Raw genomic sequence first — 13,619 nt, forward strand, 5'->3', positions numbered from 1 at the left:
CTTAGGTTGCGCTTTTTTTGTTACTTTATGTTAAGAATGCATGCAACAGGCCTGCACACGCAATAATTACCATTACTAATAAATTGAGGGTTTTAAATTTGTGATAGTGAACTACTTTTGAGTCATTGATTGTCGAAAAAAAACCATCTTTAAATGACTCAGCAAGATTGGCATAGGGTGAACCGTCTAATGAATTTTGTGATAGTTTTTCCCATTGTTCTGGATAATGCTTAGCAAGATATTGATATATGTGCAAAGTGTAGCGATTTTGAATAATTAATAGTAATACGATGATTACTAGGCCGATATAGTTCTCCATCTATATATGTGCTCCGTGCTAAAACTGAGTTTGTGTTTAATTACCTACCTTTATTAATCAACGATATTTAATTTCTTATACTCTTTCAAGCGATATTTTTAACCAATTAACTAAAGCAAAGATCTATTCCTAGTTTAATTTTTTATTGCTGTTCATCGTGATTATTGTCTTTGTGTTTGTTTAAACGCTAAGCTAATTTTTTACATGTTTAGGGATACATTATGAAATTATTAACAGCTGCAGCACTAATGCTTGCATCAACCGCTGCATTAGCTCGCCCAGCGCCTTTAGTATCAATTCCAAGCCATGATGGCTTTTTTGACAACATAGCAGCACATTGCGGTAAAGCTTTTGAGGGTAAAGTAACGGTTGATAACGCCACAGGGCCGAGTTCATTTGCCGATAAAAAGTTAGTTATGCATGTGCGTAAGTGTAATGAACGTGAGCTACAAGTGCCGTTTCATGTGGGTGATGACGCCTCACGTACGTGGATCATTACTAAAACGGGCAGTGGGTTGAGTCTAAAGCACGATCATCGCCATAAAGATGGCAGTGATGATGTGTCTACTATGTATGGTGGCCATACTTTGGATGCGGGTTTTGCTAACATGCAATCATTCCCTGCTGATCAGTATTCAAAAGAGTTATTTGTTAGCCAAGGCATACCGCAATCGGTAGGCAATACATGGCAAATGTATATTTACCCTGAACAGTTCACTTATAGACTTATTCGCCAAGGTCGCGAATTCCGTGTGGATTTTGATTTAACTAAACCTATCACACCGCCGGCTGCGCCGTGGGGATATAGCGTTAACTAAACTTAGCGTCATTAAAACCACTGGCTGTGTTAATACTCAGTGGTTTACTGAAAAGTAACGAGGAGTTATTTTTTTGAGGTTTTTTCTGCGGATATTTCACACTGCACAAATACACTCAGTGGTGGCTGATAAGCGCGTGGCTTAGTTGGAAAACGTTCATACTCTTGCACGCCTTCGGTTACTTTTAACATAAAAGGATTATCGCGACATAAGCGGTTAGCGTGGCGCAATAAAAAAACACTTTGGTTTTTAAAGTGCGGGTAGTCATCAGACTGTATTTCTAGGTGATAGTTGTTAGTGTCTATTTGCGTTTGTTTGTAATGCACCTTTTCATCAAAGTCATAGAGTCGCTGTATTTCAGCTTGCTCTGCCGACACACTCAAACACCCTGTTAATAAACCCCAGCTAATAATTCCATGTATGTAATGATTGGCTTTTCTGCTCATAAACCTTTAACTCCATCTTGATATTGGGTAGTGTGATCAGCATGTCAATTACACCCGTTATGATATAAGTCTAACACCCAAAAAGGGGAAATGTGATGTTCAAACAAATTAAACAGCTTTTTTCGAGTATTGATCAACAAGATTATGATATTGAACAACATGATTTAAAAACAGCTGTTGCCGCGTTATTAATTGAGGTAATGCGAGCGGATAACGATTTACAGGCAGATGAACAACATACGTTAAGTCTGACATTAAAAAAATATTTTGATTTAACTGATGAAGCAGTAGATGAGTTAACCGAGCAAGCAAGTGCAAGCTTAGATGACGCCATTGATTATTTTCAATTTTCAAAGCAAATTAATAATCAATGCAGTGCAAAGCAGCGCATTGAAATAGTTGAACTGCTTTGGCGCTTAGCGTACGCAGACGGTGAACTTGATCCTCAAGAAGAGTACGTTATTCGTCGTGTTGCAAACTTGTTGTATGTTACCCATGAAGACTTTATTGCTGCAAAGCTTGCAGCAACAAAGTTATAGCCACTGCTTATTTTAGCTTACTTGCTACGCTAATTAACTGCTGTGCAAGGCCGGCCACTTTTTCAGCGGTAGCGGGGTCGTTAATACGGTCGTTTTCGTCTATTAAAGTATGAATAGCCGGTACTGCCAGTTGGTTAGCTAATACTAAGCTGCCAATGCCTGATAAAATATCACGCACATGATTTAAACCACGTAAGCCGCCAAGCCCACCTGGTGAGGCTGCATATAACGCGGTTACCTTATTTGCAAATGCAGGCTCTGCGCCTTGTTCGGTTCGCGATGCCCAATCAATGGCATTTTTTAACACCGCGGTAATCGAACCATTATATTCTGGGCTAGCCAATAAAATACCATCGGCTGTGCGTAGCTTGTCTTTTAATTGTTGTACGCCGGCAGGTGTGCCTTGTGCCTCGAGATCTTCATCAAACATAGGTATGGCTAAGTCTGCAAGTTTAATCACTTCCACTTCAGCGCCACCTTCTAAAGCAAAACGCGCTGCTTCATTAATAAGTTTTTGATTGAAGCTGTCTTTACGTAAGCTACCTGCTAGGGCAATAATTTTTGGTGTAGTCATGAGCTGATCCTAATGTTGATTGTGTATAGCAGTGACTTTAACAAATAATTACTTGCAGAAAAGCCAAATAAACGCAAAACTTATGTGCGTATATGCACAACTTGAAAAGTGGTTACCATGGCAATTCAATTTGATGATTGGCAAGATCTTAAGGTTGCTTATGAAGTGGCGCGTTTAGGCACTTTAACTGCAGCAGCCGAAGCGCTAGATGTTCATCACAGTACAGTGCTCAGGCGAATAAATAATTTAGAGAAAAGCTTAAATGCGCGATTATTCCATCGCCATGCTCGTGGCTACAAAGTCACAGAGATTGGCGCTAAGTTATTTACCACAGCACAAGCAATTAATGGTGAGCTAGAGCGCTTACATAACGATATAATTGCTGCAGATAGCACCTTACAAGGTAGTTTGTTACTTACCACTGTGAGTGGCTTTATTGATGTATTAAGTGAGGTATGCGAGCAGTTTCAAACCTTGCATCCGCAAGTGCAATTACAAGTGATTATGGATCAAAAGCGTTTGCGTTTAGACCATGGCCAAGCGCATATCGCTGTAAGAGCAGGGCCCAGACCGGATGAAGGTGATTATATTGCTCAGCATTTAGCGGCACTCTCGTCAGGGTTTTATGCTTCAAAACACTACATAAATCGTTATGGCTTGCCACAAACGTTAGCACAACTTTCGCTGCATAATTTTGTATCAGGAGTTGCTGGTTATAATGGCAAAGTGCCTTATTTTGCATGGGTTGATGAAAATATTCCTCCGTCGCAAGTTAAACTTAGAGTATCAGAAACCTCAGAGGCCACTCGCGCCATCGTTAAGGGGCTAGGGATTGGCGGATTACAGCATGATGTTGCAGCGCAATACCCTGATTTAGTCCCTGTATTACCTAACGAACTAAGTTGGCCTACTGACTTATGGTTAGTGACGCATCATTTAGTGCATCGTACTGCGAAAGTGCAAGCGTTTAGTCAGTTATTAAAAACTTATTTTAAGCAGCGTAAATTAAGTTAAGTATTAGATTGATTTTTTAACTGAAATACCTAAGCGCTTGGCTAGCCGCGTTAAGTTAGCGCGGTCGACCTGCAAACTACGGGCTGTGCTTGCCCAGTTATAATTATGCTGTTGAAGTTGCTGTATAATAAGTTGCTGAGTATAGGTATCGGTGGCTTGCTTTAACGAAATGTTGTTTGCCAAAGGTGTGGTTGCAAGCTGGTTTGAGTGTTCCAGTGCAAAAGTATTAATAGCGCTTAAATTTAGCTCACAATGCTTTGGCTCAATAGTAATAATTGGTTGTTGCCATTGATACTGTTTAGCTTTTAATGCGGCGCGATTAATAACATGTTCCAGCTCTCTTACATTGCCTGGCCAGTCATATTTTTTTAGCAGTAATTGCGTTTCAATGCTGAGTTTTAACTGTTTAATGGCAAGCTTTCGAGCTGTTTTTTCCAAAAAATAACCGGCTAATAAAATAACATCTTCATCACGGGCTTTTAACGGCGCCACGCTCAGCGGGTACACACTTAGGCGATGGTATAAGTCGGCGCGAAATCGTCCCTGTTCAACTTCGTGTTTTAAGTCACGGTTAGTGGCTGCAATCACTCTAACATCAACATATTTAAGTTCATCTTCACCAACGGTTTGTACTTCGCCACTTTGCAGTACCCGTAGTAATTTACTTTGCATTGCCAGTGGTAGCTCGCCTATTTCATCCAAAAATAAGGTACCGCCATCGGCTAATTGAAACTTACCTTGGCGAGCATTTTGCGCACCCGTAAAGGCGCCTTTTGCATGGCCAAAAAATTCACTTTCTGCGAGGTTTTCAGGCAGAGACGCACAGTTTAAATGAATCAATGGCTGATCTTTACGTGCTGAATGCAAGTGAATATTACGCGCCACCAACTCTTTGCCAACCCCAGTATCACCTAAAACTAATACACTAAAGTTTGATGCCGCAACCAGCTTTATTTCGTTTTTAAGGGTTTGAATTACTGGGCTTTGGCCAATAATTTCACCACCATCACGTTTAAGTGCCTCACGGTTTAACGCTTGTACTAATTCACTTGAGTGCTGCGCATGTTGTTTGTAATGGGCAAGCTCTAGGGCGGTTTTAAAGTGCGCACTGCACAAGGTTTGTAAGGTGTTGAGTGTATCAGCGGTAATGCCGTCAAACGCATCAGCGTTTAGGCTATCAAAGGTCAGAATACCAAGCAGCGAATCTTTATCGTAAAGCGGTAAACCTAAGCAGGCATGCACTGGAATATCACCGGTTTTAGCTAGTAGTAAGCCGTCATATGGGTCTGGGAGCGGGCAGTCATGTGCAAATTGCAGTGCCAAGCGGTGATTACAAATAGCATCAAGGCGAGGATGCTCTGCAATATTAAAACGCCTGCCTAAGCTATCAGGCATTAAACCTTTAATCGCTAAAGGCTTTAATTGCTCGCCTTGGCGAATTAACAAGGCGCTAGCATCACTTGGAATAACACGTTCAACAGTGGCTAAGAGCTGCTCAAAACTGTGGGCATGTAAGGTGCTTTGTGCAAGCTCCAAGGCAACTTGAGTCAGGTTGAATTGCTGATTCATGTCAAAATGACCTGTTAGTGTATTTAATTGGTTTTTATAGTAGGTCATAAAGACTCTTTTTGTAAAGTGAAATTAAATAACGCGTTGAATTTAAGAGTTTTATTTAATTGGCATGGTCTGTGTAATAACAAAATAACGAAAGCAGTTATTGGAGTTGTTATGAGCAGTATTTTTTTAGGACAGGTTAATTATTCAGTGAAGTCTAATTCTCTGTATTACCGTGTGCTATCTCATGCAAATAAGATGCTATGTATTAGCGTATTGGGGGTGTTGATTACGCTGTTAATAAGTTATCCCTATGCGGGCTACTTTTCTATACCGGTACAAATTTTTGCACACATTAGCACGATTGTTCTCGCGGCTATTCTCAAAGTGAGTTACGTACTGCGCTGTGTGGCACAGCATGGGCTGGGACAGGAGGTGCGCTAATGAAGCCCATAAACTTAGCCGAACCTATGCCAGCGCAGGTCGCATTTCATCAGGTATCACAATGGTCATTATGGATGTTGGCATTTAGACCCTTTTTTTTAGCGGGTGGATCACTAGCGTGTTTGTCTGTGGGTTATTGGTTACTTATTTTAAGTGGCGATGCACAGTGGTATTTAGTTATGCCTGCTAATTTGTGGCATGCACATGAAATGTTATTTGGTTTTGCGGGCGTGGTTGTGGCTGGCTTTTTACTTACTGCAGCACAAACATGGACCGGTGTTGCAAGTATTAACGGTAAACCATTGATGTGGCTTAGCCTAATATGGCTTAGTGCACGGCTTAGTTTTTTTGTAGTTGTGCCTAGCATTGCTCAGTTTAATGTTTATGCGGTACTGATTTTACAAGTTGTTTGGTGGCTCTCGGTAATTATAGTGTTAGCCAGCATGTTGATAAAAGCGAGCAGTAAACGCAACTACTTGTTTTTATTTATTCTTTCATTTTTATGTACGCTCAATATGTTGTATTTAATACTAGTGCTAAAAAACCAAACGCAGCTAGCGCTTGCAATGGTTGATACCGCAGTACTGGTTATAAGCTTGTTGGTGGGGGTTGTAGCTGGGCGTGTATTACCCTTTTTTACTGCCAAAGGGCTGGGCTTATCTAAGCAGGTACGCACACCAAACATAGATAAAGCTATTTTATACTTATCGGTATTGGGGATAGCATTATTTTTTATTAGTAAATTATTTTTTACTGTAATTAACCCGGCACTAGTTGTGATGAGTGCAGCGTTTTTGCATTTAGTTCGCGGTGTTTGCTGGTGGAACAAGCAAGTCCTAAAAGTCCCATTATTATGGTCGTTACACTTTGCGTATTTAGCTTTAGGTTTAGGTTTAATGTTAGTGGCAATCAGTTTTTATAGCAGTGCAATACTGTTTAAAGACGCTCTGCATTTTATCACTATTGGTGGTATCGGCATGATGATTTTAGCCATGATGACACGGGTATCACTAGGACATACCGGTCGCTCACTTAGTATTCCTGGTTTTATGAATCTTGCATTTGCATTGGTGTTTAGTGCCGCAATTATTCGTGCTTTTCTCCCGTCTTTTATTGGGCCACACCTAGCTTGGCAGATCAGTGCTGTGCTTTGGTTACTGGCCTTTTTATTATTTTTAATTCACTGCACTCCTATATTAACGCGGCGTCGTGTTGATGGGCGTCGTGGTTAGTTCACCCATAGGAAACCAAAATGTTATCTGAAAAAACTATTGAGATTGTAAAAAGTACAGCTCCATTACTTGCAGAAGCGGGCACAGCCGTCACCGATCATTTTTATAAGCGTATGTTTAGTCATAACCCGGAACTTAAACATATTTTTAATATGACTAACCAAGAAACGGGTCGTCAGCAATTTGCATTATTTAATGCCTTGGCTGCGTATGCGCAAAATATTGATAATTTAGCCGTGTTAAAAGAGGCATTAGCTAGAATTAACCATAAGCATACCAGCTTGAATATTTTACCCGAACATTACCCTATTGTAGGGGCGCATTTGATCGGCACACTTAAAGAGCTTATTCCTGAACAGTTTACAGCTGATGTTGAATACGCATGGCGAGAAGCTTATAACCTACTGGCTGATATTTGTATTACCGAAGAAGCAGCGTTGTATGCACACAGTAAAAATAACCACGGTGGCTGGGTAGGCACACGGAAGTTTGAAATTACTCATAAACATGTTGAGTCTGAATTTGTAACCAGCTTTATCCTCACGCCTGTAGACGGCAAAGCTGTTATTTCCCATAAGCCAGGACAATATCTTGGCATTAAAGTTAAGCCTGAGGGGGCAGAATATGAAGAGATCCGCCAGTATTCTATTTCGCAAAAGAGCAATGCTAAAAACTATCGTATTAGCGTTAAAAAAGAGTGCCAACCACAGCCTGGCGTGGTGTCTAACTATTTACACTCACTAGAGCAGGGCGCACTAGTAGAGCTATACCCACCAGCAGGTGATTTCTTTTTGAAAGATGCAACAAGCCCCGTTGTGCTTATTTCTGCAGGTGTTGGCCAAACCCCAATGATGGCTATGCTGCAAACGCTATTGAGCGACAATACTAATCAAGCGATTAGTTACTTACACGCGTGTGAAAATAGCCTTGAGTATTCATTTAAAGACTACCTAGCTCAGCAAACGGCTATGCATCCACAACTAAAAACCTTAACCTGGTTTAATCAAGGTGGTGGGGGATGTGATTACACAGGTCTTATGGATTTATCTGTGCTTGAGGCATCACTGCCTATTAGCGAAGGGGCATTTTATTTGTGTGGACCAGCTTCATTTATGGCTTATGTAAAAGGCCAACTACTTGATTTAGGTGTACAGAGCTCGAATATTCATTACGAAATATTTGGACCACACCAAGCATTATAAACATAAGTTTACAGCTTTTTACTGTCGGTGTTTGCGGCATAAGCTTGTTGTTGCCACGCATTAAACAGCTTTTGTTGTTTATTTGATATTTTTAAACCATAAGTTTTTTGCATGTAAGCGTATGCATCGGCAATACGTTTACGTGCATAAACCGGCGGTTCAATAACGCGTTGTTTAAAATTAACCTTAACCTCACAGCGACCATATTGATTAGCATTTTGGGCTAACATGCCAAAGCGATAGTTTGAACGATCAGCGTTAATTTCACCGATTGCGGGAGCTAAATTGTTAATATCAGCTTCCATCATGCGAAACTTTGCACTTACTTTACGGCAATTTTTGCGTCCACCATTTTGCCAGCATTGTAACTGATGACCAAACTCCCAAGCGGGTACAATATGTTCCCATTCTATTCGTAGAGCGCGTTGATTCACGTTACCTGAGCGGGTAAATGTGTTGCGTGGCACATAACCACAATGGGTTGCATCGGGTACTAACTTTTTGCCTTTACGTTTTATGTCGCAACCACAATAGATACTTTTTGCATCCGTTGGTAAGGTTTTAATTAAGTGTTTTTTAGCACTGGAAAAACGAGTAAATTGCTCAGCATTTAGATTAAAGCTGACAACGCAAAGCAATAACGCAAAAATAAAATGCGGCATATCCTATCACTTTAGTGAACTACAGGAGCCGCGATTTTAGAGTGAATAACCTAAATGGTAAATCAGTTTTCAACCGAATCCACTTAAAAACTCAGGATAGCTGACGTTTTCTTGTTCTGAATCGGATGTTTTGCAGTAATAAAATAAAACCAGTAAAGCTAAAAAATACACTGCTGGCAGCAAAACTAATAAGTAACGGGTTGTTAAAATCCTCGCGCTCATCGTAATCCATAATATGTAGCATCCAAAAGAAGTCAAACACTCGCCAAATATTACTGCGAACTGTAATGAACTCGCCGTTATCAGCATTAAAATATAAGCTGGTGCTAAGCATATCGTTAAAATTAACCTGCCAAATATTTTCTTTAAACCCGGCTTCTCTAAAACTGGTTGCCAGATTTTTTGCGCTTATGACGTTTGCTTTAATTAAAAGGTGAGCTCGGGCATTAGCGATGATTTGTGCCTTGCTTGGTGGTGGGAGTGGGTTGCCGGTTACACCATTAAAACTATAGATTTTACTTGCTGTAGTTACTGTAATTACTGGGGTATTTAAAAAGTGACTATAATTAATTTGTTGGGGTTGTGGTGTATTTGCAATAATTTTATCAAGTGAGGCTGTGTAATCGGCTTGGCTGAAAGGGTTTTCTAGTTGGCGGTTTGCAAGGTGTTTACCGTGTACTTTTTCAAGTGGCATGGCGCTCATAAATAAACCGCCAAGCAGCCATGCAAAAATTTGTATTACTAAAAAGTAGCCTAGCCATTTATGCAGCTTACGGGCTGTTTTAAAAATGCGTTTGTTCATTCGCTTTCTCATTATTATTATTTTTTGTGCAAGGTACCTAATGGAGCTAGCTATCATTAGGTTAATAGCTGTATTAACCTTTACTTTAATACTTGCAGCTTAATAAAGGAATTAAATAAATTATAAGCTGTTGATTTGGTATAAATGCAAAATTAGGTTAAAGTTTGCGGTGAAATTTAAGTGGGGTAACACAACTGTATGTCGGAAATTCAATTTTTAAATGTAGATCTCGAGCTTGAGTCAAAGCAAGATATTAGCGTATTAGTTGCTGATTTAAAAAAGGTCGCAACCATTTTACATTATGATAAAGACGAATACCGCCAACTGGCACGCATCGAAGTAGCTGGTGAAATAACCACACCTGATAAAGCAATTAATCACTTATGTGAGCTAATTGAGTCGTGTTCACGCAATGCATTAAAGCAATGGTTAAGTTGTTCTCGCAGAACGTTTGATATGGGGTTTGAGTCGGGTACGTCGCCAAAATGTTTTAATCAGGCCTTGCATGCAGATACCTTGTTACGCATATCTGCAATTGGCGCAGGCATAGAAGTTACTATTTACCCTCTGGAAAAGTAATTTAACCTTTTCGTTCGACTACGGCTGCGGTCATTCTTGATACGCAGCAAAGCTCATTGCGACTATTGGTTATTTTAATATCCCAAACTGAGCTGCGTTTACCTATATGATAAGCCCTTGCGGTAGCCGTTAATGTGCCATTGCGTGACGCTTTTAAGTGGCTGGCGCTTATCTCTTGCCCAACACAATAAAATCGACTGAAATCAACCACAAAGTTAGCGGCATAACTTGCTACTGTTTCAGCAAGCACGACATTGGCACCACCATGCACTATACCCATTGGATTATGGTGCTCAGGTATGGCTGGCATAGTGGCGACTAAGTAGTCATCACCAATTTCACTGATTTCAATTCCCATGGTCTTCATGAGCGTGCCTTGGCCAGTGATCCCTTGATCTAATTGCTTACAAAACTCTAATGTAATTGGTTGATGCCAAATACTCATGCTAGCTCCTTGGATAAGTAATTGAGAATTAATATGATAATGCGCTGCTAATAATTACATTTATTATCGCGGTTTTAAAGCATCTTATTGTTTAGTTATCATGACTTGTAGGTGTTACTGAATAGTGAAACTGGGTGATCTAAGTTTTTCAAATACTTAGCAAAATTTTTCTAATTAAGGATTGATTATTTTTCTAGTTAACCCTGAGTTTTCTACTGAAAATTCCAGTTAACAACGCATCTGTACGCGCACTAAAAACATAGAATTTTTTAGGGATGAAAAAGCACCTGCAACGTTAATTTCAAGACTTAAAAAGAGTATAGTTGATGTGTAGGAAGGAAGGCTATTTATGAATATTTATATTTTATCTTAGAGATAATTTTGTCGTAATTGCAGTTATTGCCGCTTGGATATGATGAGATTTCTTGTAGATATAAAGTTGTGAATCAGATGCGCCATTATTGATTGGTAGAAATCCGGCTACCTTGAGTTCACTGACACATTTTTTGAGGTTAGCTTTTTGGTTTTTGCATTTATGATTGAGCAAAATAAAATTATCGAAAAAGTTCTTTATTGCTTCTCCGGGTATATAACCAAAACTACAACTTTCAAAAATTAACTGATCACTAAATAAAGACTTGAAGGCTTCGAACTGTTTACCATCAAATTGAAAATAATTAAGTAGGTCTCTCTTTTTAATCGGGCCAGATAAGGTTGTAATAAAATGCTTTTCCAAAAAAGAGATTATTTCAACTCGACAAACCTTAAAATCAGTTAGTTTCCAGTCATTAACATTGGTTACTAGTTTAAGCTCGTTAGCAATGATCAACTTTAAAACCTTTGCAAAAGTTAAGTTATAACGTTGGAACGTTGGTTTTAATTGGTAGAGGTTGATCCACTGTTTATTACTTATATCACAATATTGAACATGCTTTGCTATCGATTGTAGATTGAGATCTACAGTTCTAATATCAAACCATTTATGCTTGCGCACACCAATAAATTCGCAACCATCAATTACCCCTTCATCTGATAATTCATTGAGATCTAAAGCTGAAATACCTAATAGCTCTGCGATAGTCTGGTGTTCAACTTTGAAAGGATGGTCCATTTCTAGAAATTGTTCACTATTTTTATGATATTTTGAATTATCTAGACTTTCCGGCAGTTCTACCTTATTGAAGCATTTATGCGGAATAAATAGTGAAGCACTGTTAATCGTCTTGAGGATAATATTATCGAAATAAGCTAGTGATGTTAAAAGGTGCGTTAAGTTGCCTTGTTCAATACAGTGCTGTCTTCTTCGCCCAAGCATTGACTGAGCGAAATTTTCATTGACTAACATGCTATATGCATAGTCAAAATACTGGTTAATACTTGTGTCTACGATGAATTGGGGAAAGCGCTGGTATACAGCTAAATGTAAATCCAATGGTCGAGTAACAAACACCAGCATTTGATATAAAGCAGCCCGAAATAGTTTTTGATATTCTCCTGCAAGGCTTTCGTCAATTTGCTGGTATAGAGGTGGGTTTACTTTTACCATGCTGATATCGGCCCACTGCAATCCGCATCGAGAGCATTCTTCAAAGAGTGTTGTATGGTTTGTGAATGGTTTATGACAATTTGGGCATGCATGACTTAACTCGCATCGATGCGCTAAACAGTGGTTTATATGAGCGGCCTCCCATTTCTTATTAAGTACAGGAGATTCTTTTAAACATTCAATGCAGACTTTTATGTTTCTATCGCTAATATTAATCACATGGCGATTGTTTTGAACCAGATCAGCGTTTTTTAATTCACATTGTCTTAATTCTTCAGTTGTGAGGCAGAGATGCTTCCTAACTTCTCTAAGCAGCTTCTTATGCTCTGGAAAGCCTTGTCTATTTAATGCTGGACCCAAATGTTGATTCATTGCGTGTCCCAACATTCTTAGTGAGCCATAGCCATTTTCATAGGCTACCCGAAGTAAATAACTCTTCAATGTTTCATCGATTGTAGGTAACGGGCGATAAAGAATTTTGGGTTTACTCTTCATACAGGCCTCGCGTGATCGCCATGCTTTTAACAACTGAATAATCAGCTGTAAAAGGGTTAAAATTAAATTCCATTTTTGATTTGAGAGTTTTATCCCAAGCTTCTGCAAAATCAGCAATAGCTAATACATCACCTTTGTTAGTTGACTCAATAACCTCTAGTAGCATTTTGTTGATTAATCTGGGGTTGCCAGATGTCGCGAGTATAAAACGCAATAAATTGCTGAAATTATTATTTAACTTATACTCTATTTCACCATCATCATTGTCTGATTCATCTAAAAATTCCATGCCCGTAGTTTTGCGTGGAAATACTGAAAATAATCCGTCAAAAAAATCTGCGCTATCAATTGATTTGTCTAGATTTGCACAAGAAAAATTTTCTAATTTTACAATTTCTAAAAAGCGATCTTTAAGTTGGTCATCGAAATCGAGAAGATTTTTAGCATCTGGTTTACCAGCAAGTACAAGTGGAACTTCAGTATTGTTCATTAACCATTTGATCACTTTAAGTACAGTAGATGTTTTAGTAAGGCCAGAGCTTGGTAGAAAGTCATGAGCTTCATCAATCCCTAAAAGCTTTGTGTCAAGGTTCTTAGTTAGTTTTTTGATTCTGCGTCTTAGCGATTTTACTGTGCCCTCATCAGCACATTCATCGCCCATCGCTTCTAATATCTCACTGTATATTGTGCTCGGAGTTATTTCTGGTGGTGAATCTATGCAGACAAAAGGGACTTCAGTTTTTCTGCGCGTAAAAATTTCGGGATGCATACGTTTAATTGTATCTAGTAGAAATGTCTTGCCACACCCCGGATTGCCAATAATCATGACACCAAATGGTTTAGTGCCTCTATATTTCATTACATTTAAAATCGCCTCTATTCCCGCCTCAAACTGAGGGTGAAGAGATGCTCTGTTATTAAATTCTATTGTTTCTTGTTTTAACATTA

At 39.2% G+C, this 13,619-nt stretch carries 15 protein-coding genes; 6 read left to right on the plus strand and 9 right to left on the minus strand.

From position 1 onward, the window contains the following. Positions 1–25: 25 nt before the first annotated feature. Positions 26–319, minus strand: coding sequence for a hypothetical protein (locus AC27JR_RS12755; protein WP_372858686.1), 294 nt, complete (start codon positions 317–319; stop codon positions 26–28). Positions 320–540: 221 nt separating this feature from the next. Between AC27JR_RS12755 and AC27JR_RS12760 the strand changes: the two genes are divergently transcribed. Continuing rightward, positions 541–1,137 (plus strand): hypothetical protein, encoded by a 597-nt coding sequence (locus AC27JR_RS12760; RefSeq protein WP_487173812.1) that lies wholly within the window; start codon positions 541–543, stop codon positions 1,135–1,137. Positions 1,138–1,202: 65 nt separating this feature from the next. Here the strand turns inward: AC27JR_RS12760 and AC27JR_RS12765 are convergent, their stop codons facing one another. Next, positions 1,203–1,583 carry a hypothetical protein gene (locus AC27JR_RS12765; protein ID WP_487173813.1) on the minus strand — a complete coding sequence of 127 codons (381 nt, stop codon included), beginning with the start codon at positions 1,581–1,583 and terminating at the stop codon, positions 1,203–1,205. 95 nt (positions 1,584–1,678) lie between these two features. Here AC27JR_RS12765 and AC27JR_RS12770 point away from each other — a divergent pair, with 95 nt between their 5' ends. Further along, the gene (locus tag AC27JR_RS12770) at positions 1,679–2,122 is read left to right on the plus strand and encodes a tellurite resistance TerB family protein (RefSeq protein ID WP_487173814.1); all 444 of its coding nucleotides are present in this window, start codon (positions 1,679–1,681) and stop codon (positions 2,120–2,122) included. A 7-nt stretch (positions 2,123–2,129) separates the two neighbouring features. Here the strand turns inward: AC27JR_RS12770 and AC27JR_RS12775 are convergent, their stop codons facing one another. Further along, positions 2,130–2,696: an NADPH-dependent FMN reductase gene (locus AC27JR_RS12775; RefSeq protein ID WP_487173815.1), complete on the minus strand. Its 567-nt coding sequence runs from the start codon at positions 2,694–2,696 to the stop codon at positions 2,130–2,132. A gap of 117 nt (positions 2,697–2,813) precedes the next feature. On the opposite strand from AC27JR_RS12775, the gene AC27JR_RS12780 reads away from it, so the two are divergent. Then, on the plus strand, positions 2,814–3,710 hold the full coding sequence (locus tag AC27JR_RS12780) for a LysR family transcriptional regulator (RefSeq protein ID WP_008465609.1): 897 nt from the start codon (positions 2,814–2,816) through the stop codon (positions 3,708–3,710). A 3-nt stretch (positions 3,711–3,713) separates the two neighbouring features. Here AC27JR_RS12780 and norR read toward each other — a convergent pair whose 3' ends face one another. Continuing rightward, on the minus strand, positions 3,714–5,279 hold the full coding sequence (gene norR, locus AC27JR_RS12785) for a nitric oxide reductase transcriptional regulator NorR (protein ID WP_487173868.1): 1,566 nt from the start codon (positions 5,277–5,279) through the stop codon (positions 3,714–3,716). A gap of 428 nt (positions 5,280–5,707) precedes the next feature. Here norR and AC27JR_RS12790 point away from each other — a divergent pair, with 428 nt between their 5' ends. Both AC27JR_RS12790 and hmpA read left to right on the plus strand, forming a co-directional pair. Beyond that, a complete protein-coding gene (locus AC27JR_RS12790; RefSeq protein WP_487173816.1) occupies positions 5,708–6,940 on the plus strand; it encodes an NnrS family protein in 1,233 nt (410 codons plus the stop codon). A gap of 20 nt (positions 6,941–6,960) precedes the next feature. Beyond that, positions 6,961–8,142: an NO-inducible flavohemoprotein gene (gene hmpA, locus AC27JR_RS12795; protein WP_109875778.1), complete on the plus strand. Its 1,182-nt coding sequence runs from the start codon at positions 6,961–6,963 to the stop codon at positions 8,140–8,142. 8 nt (positions 8,143–8,150) lie between these two features. On the opposite strand, the gene AC27JR_RS12800 is transcribed toward hmpA, so the two are convergent. Together AC27JR_RS12800 and AC27JR_RS12805 are read right to left on the minus strand one after the other, a co-directional pair. After that, the gene (locus AC27JR_RS12800) at positions 8,151–8,804 is read right to left on the minus strand and encodes an endonuclease (RefSeq protein WP_008465604.1); all 654 of its coding nucleotides are present in this window, start codon (positions 8,802–8,804) and stop codon (positions 8,151–8,153) included. A gap of 91 nt (positions 8,805–8,895) precedes the next feature. Further along, positions 8,896–9,606 carry a hypothetical protein gene (locus AC27JR_RS12805; protein WP_487173817.1) on the minus strand — a complete coding sequence of 237 codons (711 nt, stop codon included), beginning with the start codon at positions 9,604–9,606 and terminating at the stop codon, positions 8,896–8,898. Positions 9,607–9,804: 198 nt separating this feature from the next. On the opposite strand from AC27JR_RS12805, the gene AC27JR_RS12810 reads away from it, so the two are divergent. Next, positions 9,805–10,185: a hypothetical protein gene (locus tag AC27JR_RS12810; protein WP_008114170.1), complete on the plus strand. Its 381-nt coding sequence runs from the start codon at positions 9,805–9,807 to the stop codon at positions 10,183–10,185. 1 nt (position 10,186) lies between these two features. Here the strand turns inward: AC27JR_RS12810 and AC27JR_RS12815 are convergent, their stop codons facing one another. The 3 genes from AC27JR_RS12815 to AC27JR_RS12825 form a co-directional block, all read right to left on the minus strand. After that, entirely contained in the window at positions 10,187–10,630 is a 444-nt protein-coding gene (locus AC27JR_RS12815; protein ID WP_008114168.1) for a PaaI family thioesterase, read from the minus strand. A 364-nt stretch (positions 10,631–10,994) separates the two neighbouring features. Then, positions 10,995–12,671 (minus strand): TniQ family protein, encoded by a 1,677-nt coding sequence (locus AC27JR_RS12820; protein WP_487173818.1) that lies wholly within the window; start codon positions 12,669–12,671, stop codon positions 10,995–10,997. Then, positions 12,661–13,617, minus strand: coding sequence for a TniB family NTP-binding protein (locus AC27JR_RS12825; protein ID WP_487173819.1), 957 nt, complete (start codon positions 13,615–13,617; stop codon positions 12,661–12,663). The genes AC27JR_RS12820 and AC27JR_RS12825 overlap by 11 nt, the downstream gene beginning before the upstream one ends. Between the last annotated feature and the right edge of the window lie 2 nt (positions 13,618–13,619).

It is taken from the genome of Pseudoalteromonas sp. NH0006-26, assembly GCF_057552415.1.

What these genes read in the sequence shown, in the direction of transcription:
- AC27JR_RS12760 (WP_487173812.1), top strand. Translation starts at nt 541, where the DNA reads ATGAAATTATTAACAGCTGCAGCACTAATGCTTGCATCAACCGCTGCA.
- hmpA (WP_109875778.1), top strand. Translation starts at nt 6,961, where the DNA reads ATGTTATCTGAAAAAACTATTGAGATTGTAAAAAGTACAGCTCCATTA.
- AC27JR_RS12755 (WP_372858686.1), bottom strand. Translation starts at nt 319, where the DNA reads ATGGAGAACTATATCGGCCTAGTAATCATCGTATTACTATTAATTATT.
- AC27JR_RS12790 (WP_487173816.1), top strand. Translation starts at nt 5,708, where the DNA reads ATGAAGCCCATAAACTTAGCCGAACCTATGCCAGCGCAGGTCGCATTT.
- AC27JR_RS12825 (WP_487173819.1), bottom strand. Translation starts at nt 13,617, where the DNA reads ATGTTAAAACAAGAAACAATAGAATTTAATAACAGAGCATCTCTTCAC.
- norR (WP_487173868.1), bottom strand. Translation starts at nt 5,279, where the DNA reads ATGAATCAGCAATTCAACCTGACTCAAGTTGCCTTGGAGCTTGCACAA.
- AC27JR_RS12780 (WP_008465609.1), top strand. Translation starts at nt 2,814, where the DNA reads ATGGCAATTCAATTTGATGATTGGCAAGATCTTAAGGTTGCTTATGAA.
- AC27JR_RS12820 (WP_487173818.1), bottom strand. Translation starts at nt 12,671, where the DNA reads ATGAAGAGTAAACCCAAAATTCTTTATCGCCCGTTACCTACAATCGAT.
- AC27JR_RS12775 (WP_487173815.1), bottom strand. Translation starts at nt 2,696, where the DNA reads ATGACTACACCAAAAATTATTGCCCTAGCAGGTAGCTTACGTAAAGAC.
- AC27JR_RS12800 (WP_008465604.1), bottom strand. Translation starts at nt 8,804, where the DNA reads ATGCCGCATTTTATTTTTGCGTTATTGCTTTGCGTTGTCAGCTTTAAT.
- AC27JR_RS12765 (WP_487173813.1), bottom strand. Translation starts at nt 1,583, where the DNA reads ATGAGCAGAAAAGCCAATCATTACATACATGGAATTATTAGCTGGGGT.
- AC27JR_RS12770 (WP_487173814.1), top strand. Translation starts at nt 1,679, where the DNA reads ATGTTCAAACAAATTAAACAGCTTTTTTCGAGTATTGATCAACAAGAT.
- AC27JR_RS12810 (WP_008114170.1), top strand. Translation starts at nt 9,805, where the DNA reads ATGTCGGAAATTCAATTTTTAAATGTAGATCTCGAGCTTGAGTCAAAG.
- AC27JR_RS12805 (WP_487173817.1), bottom strand. Translation starts at nt 9,606, where the DNA reads ATGAACAAACGCATTTTTAAAACAGCCCGTAAGCTGCATAAATGGCTA.
- AC27JR_RS12815 (WP_008114168.1), bottom strand. Translation starts at nt 10,630, where the DNA reads ATGAGTATTTGGCATCAACCAATTACATTAGAGTTTTGTAAGCAATTA.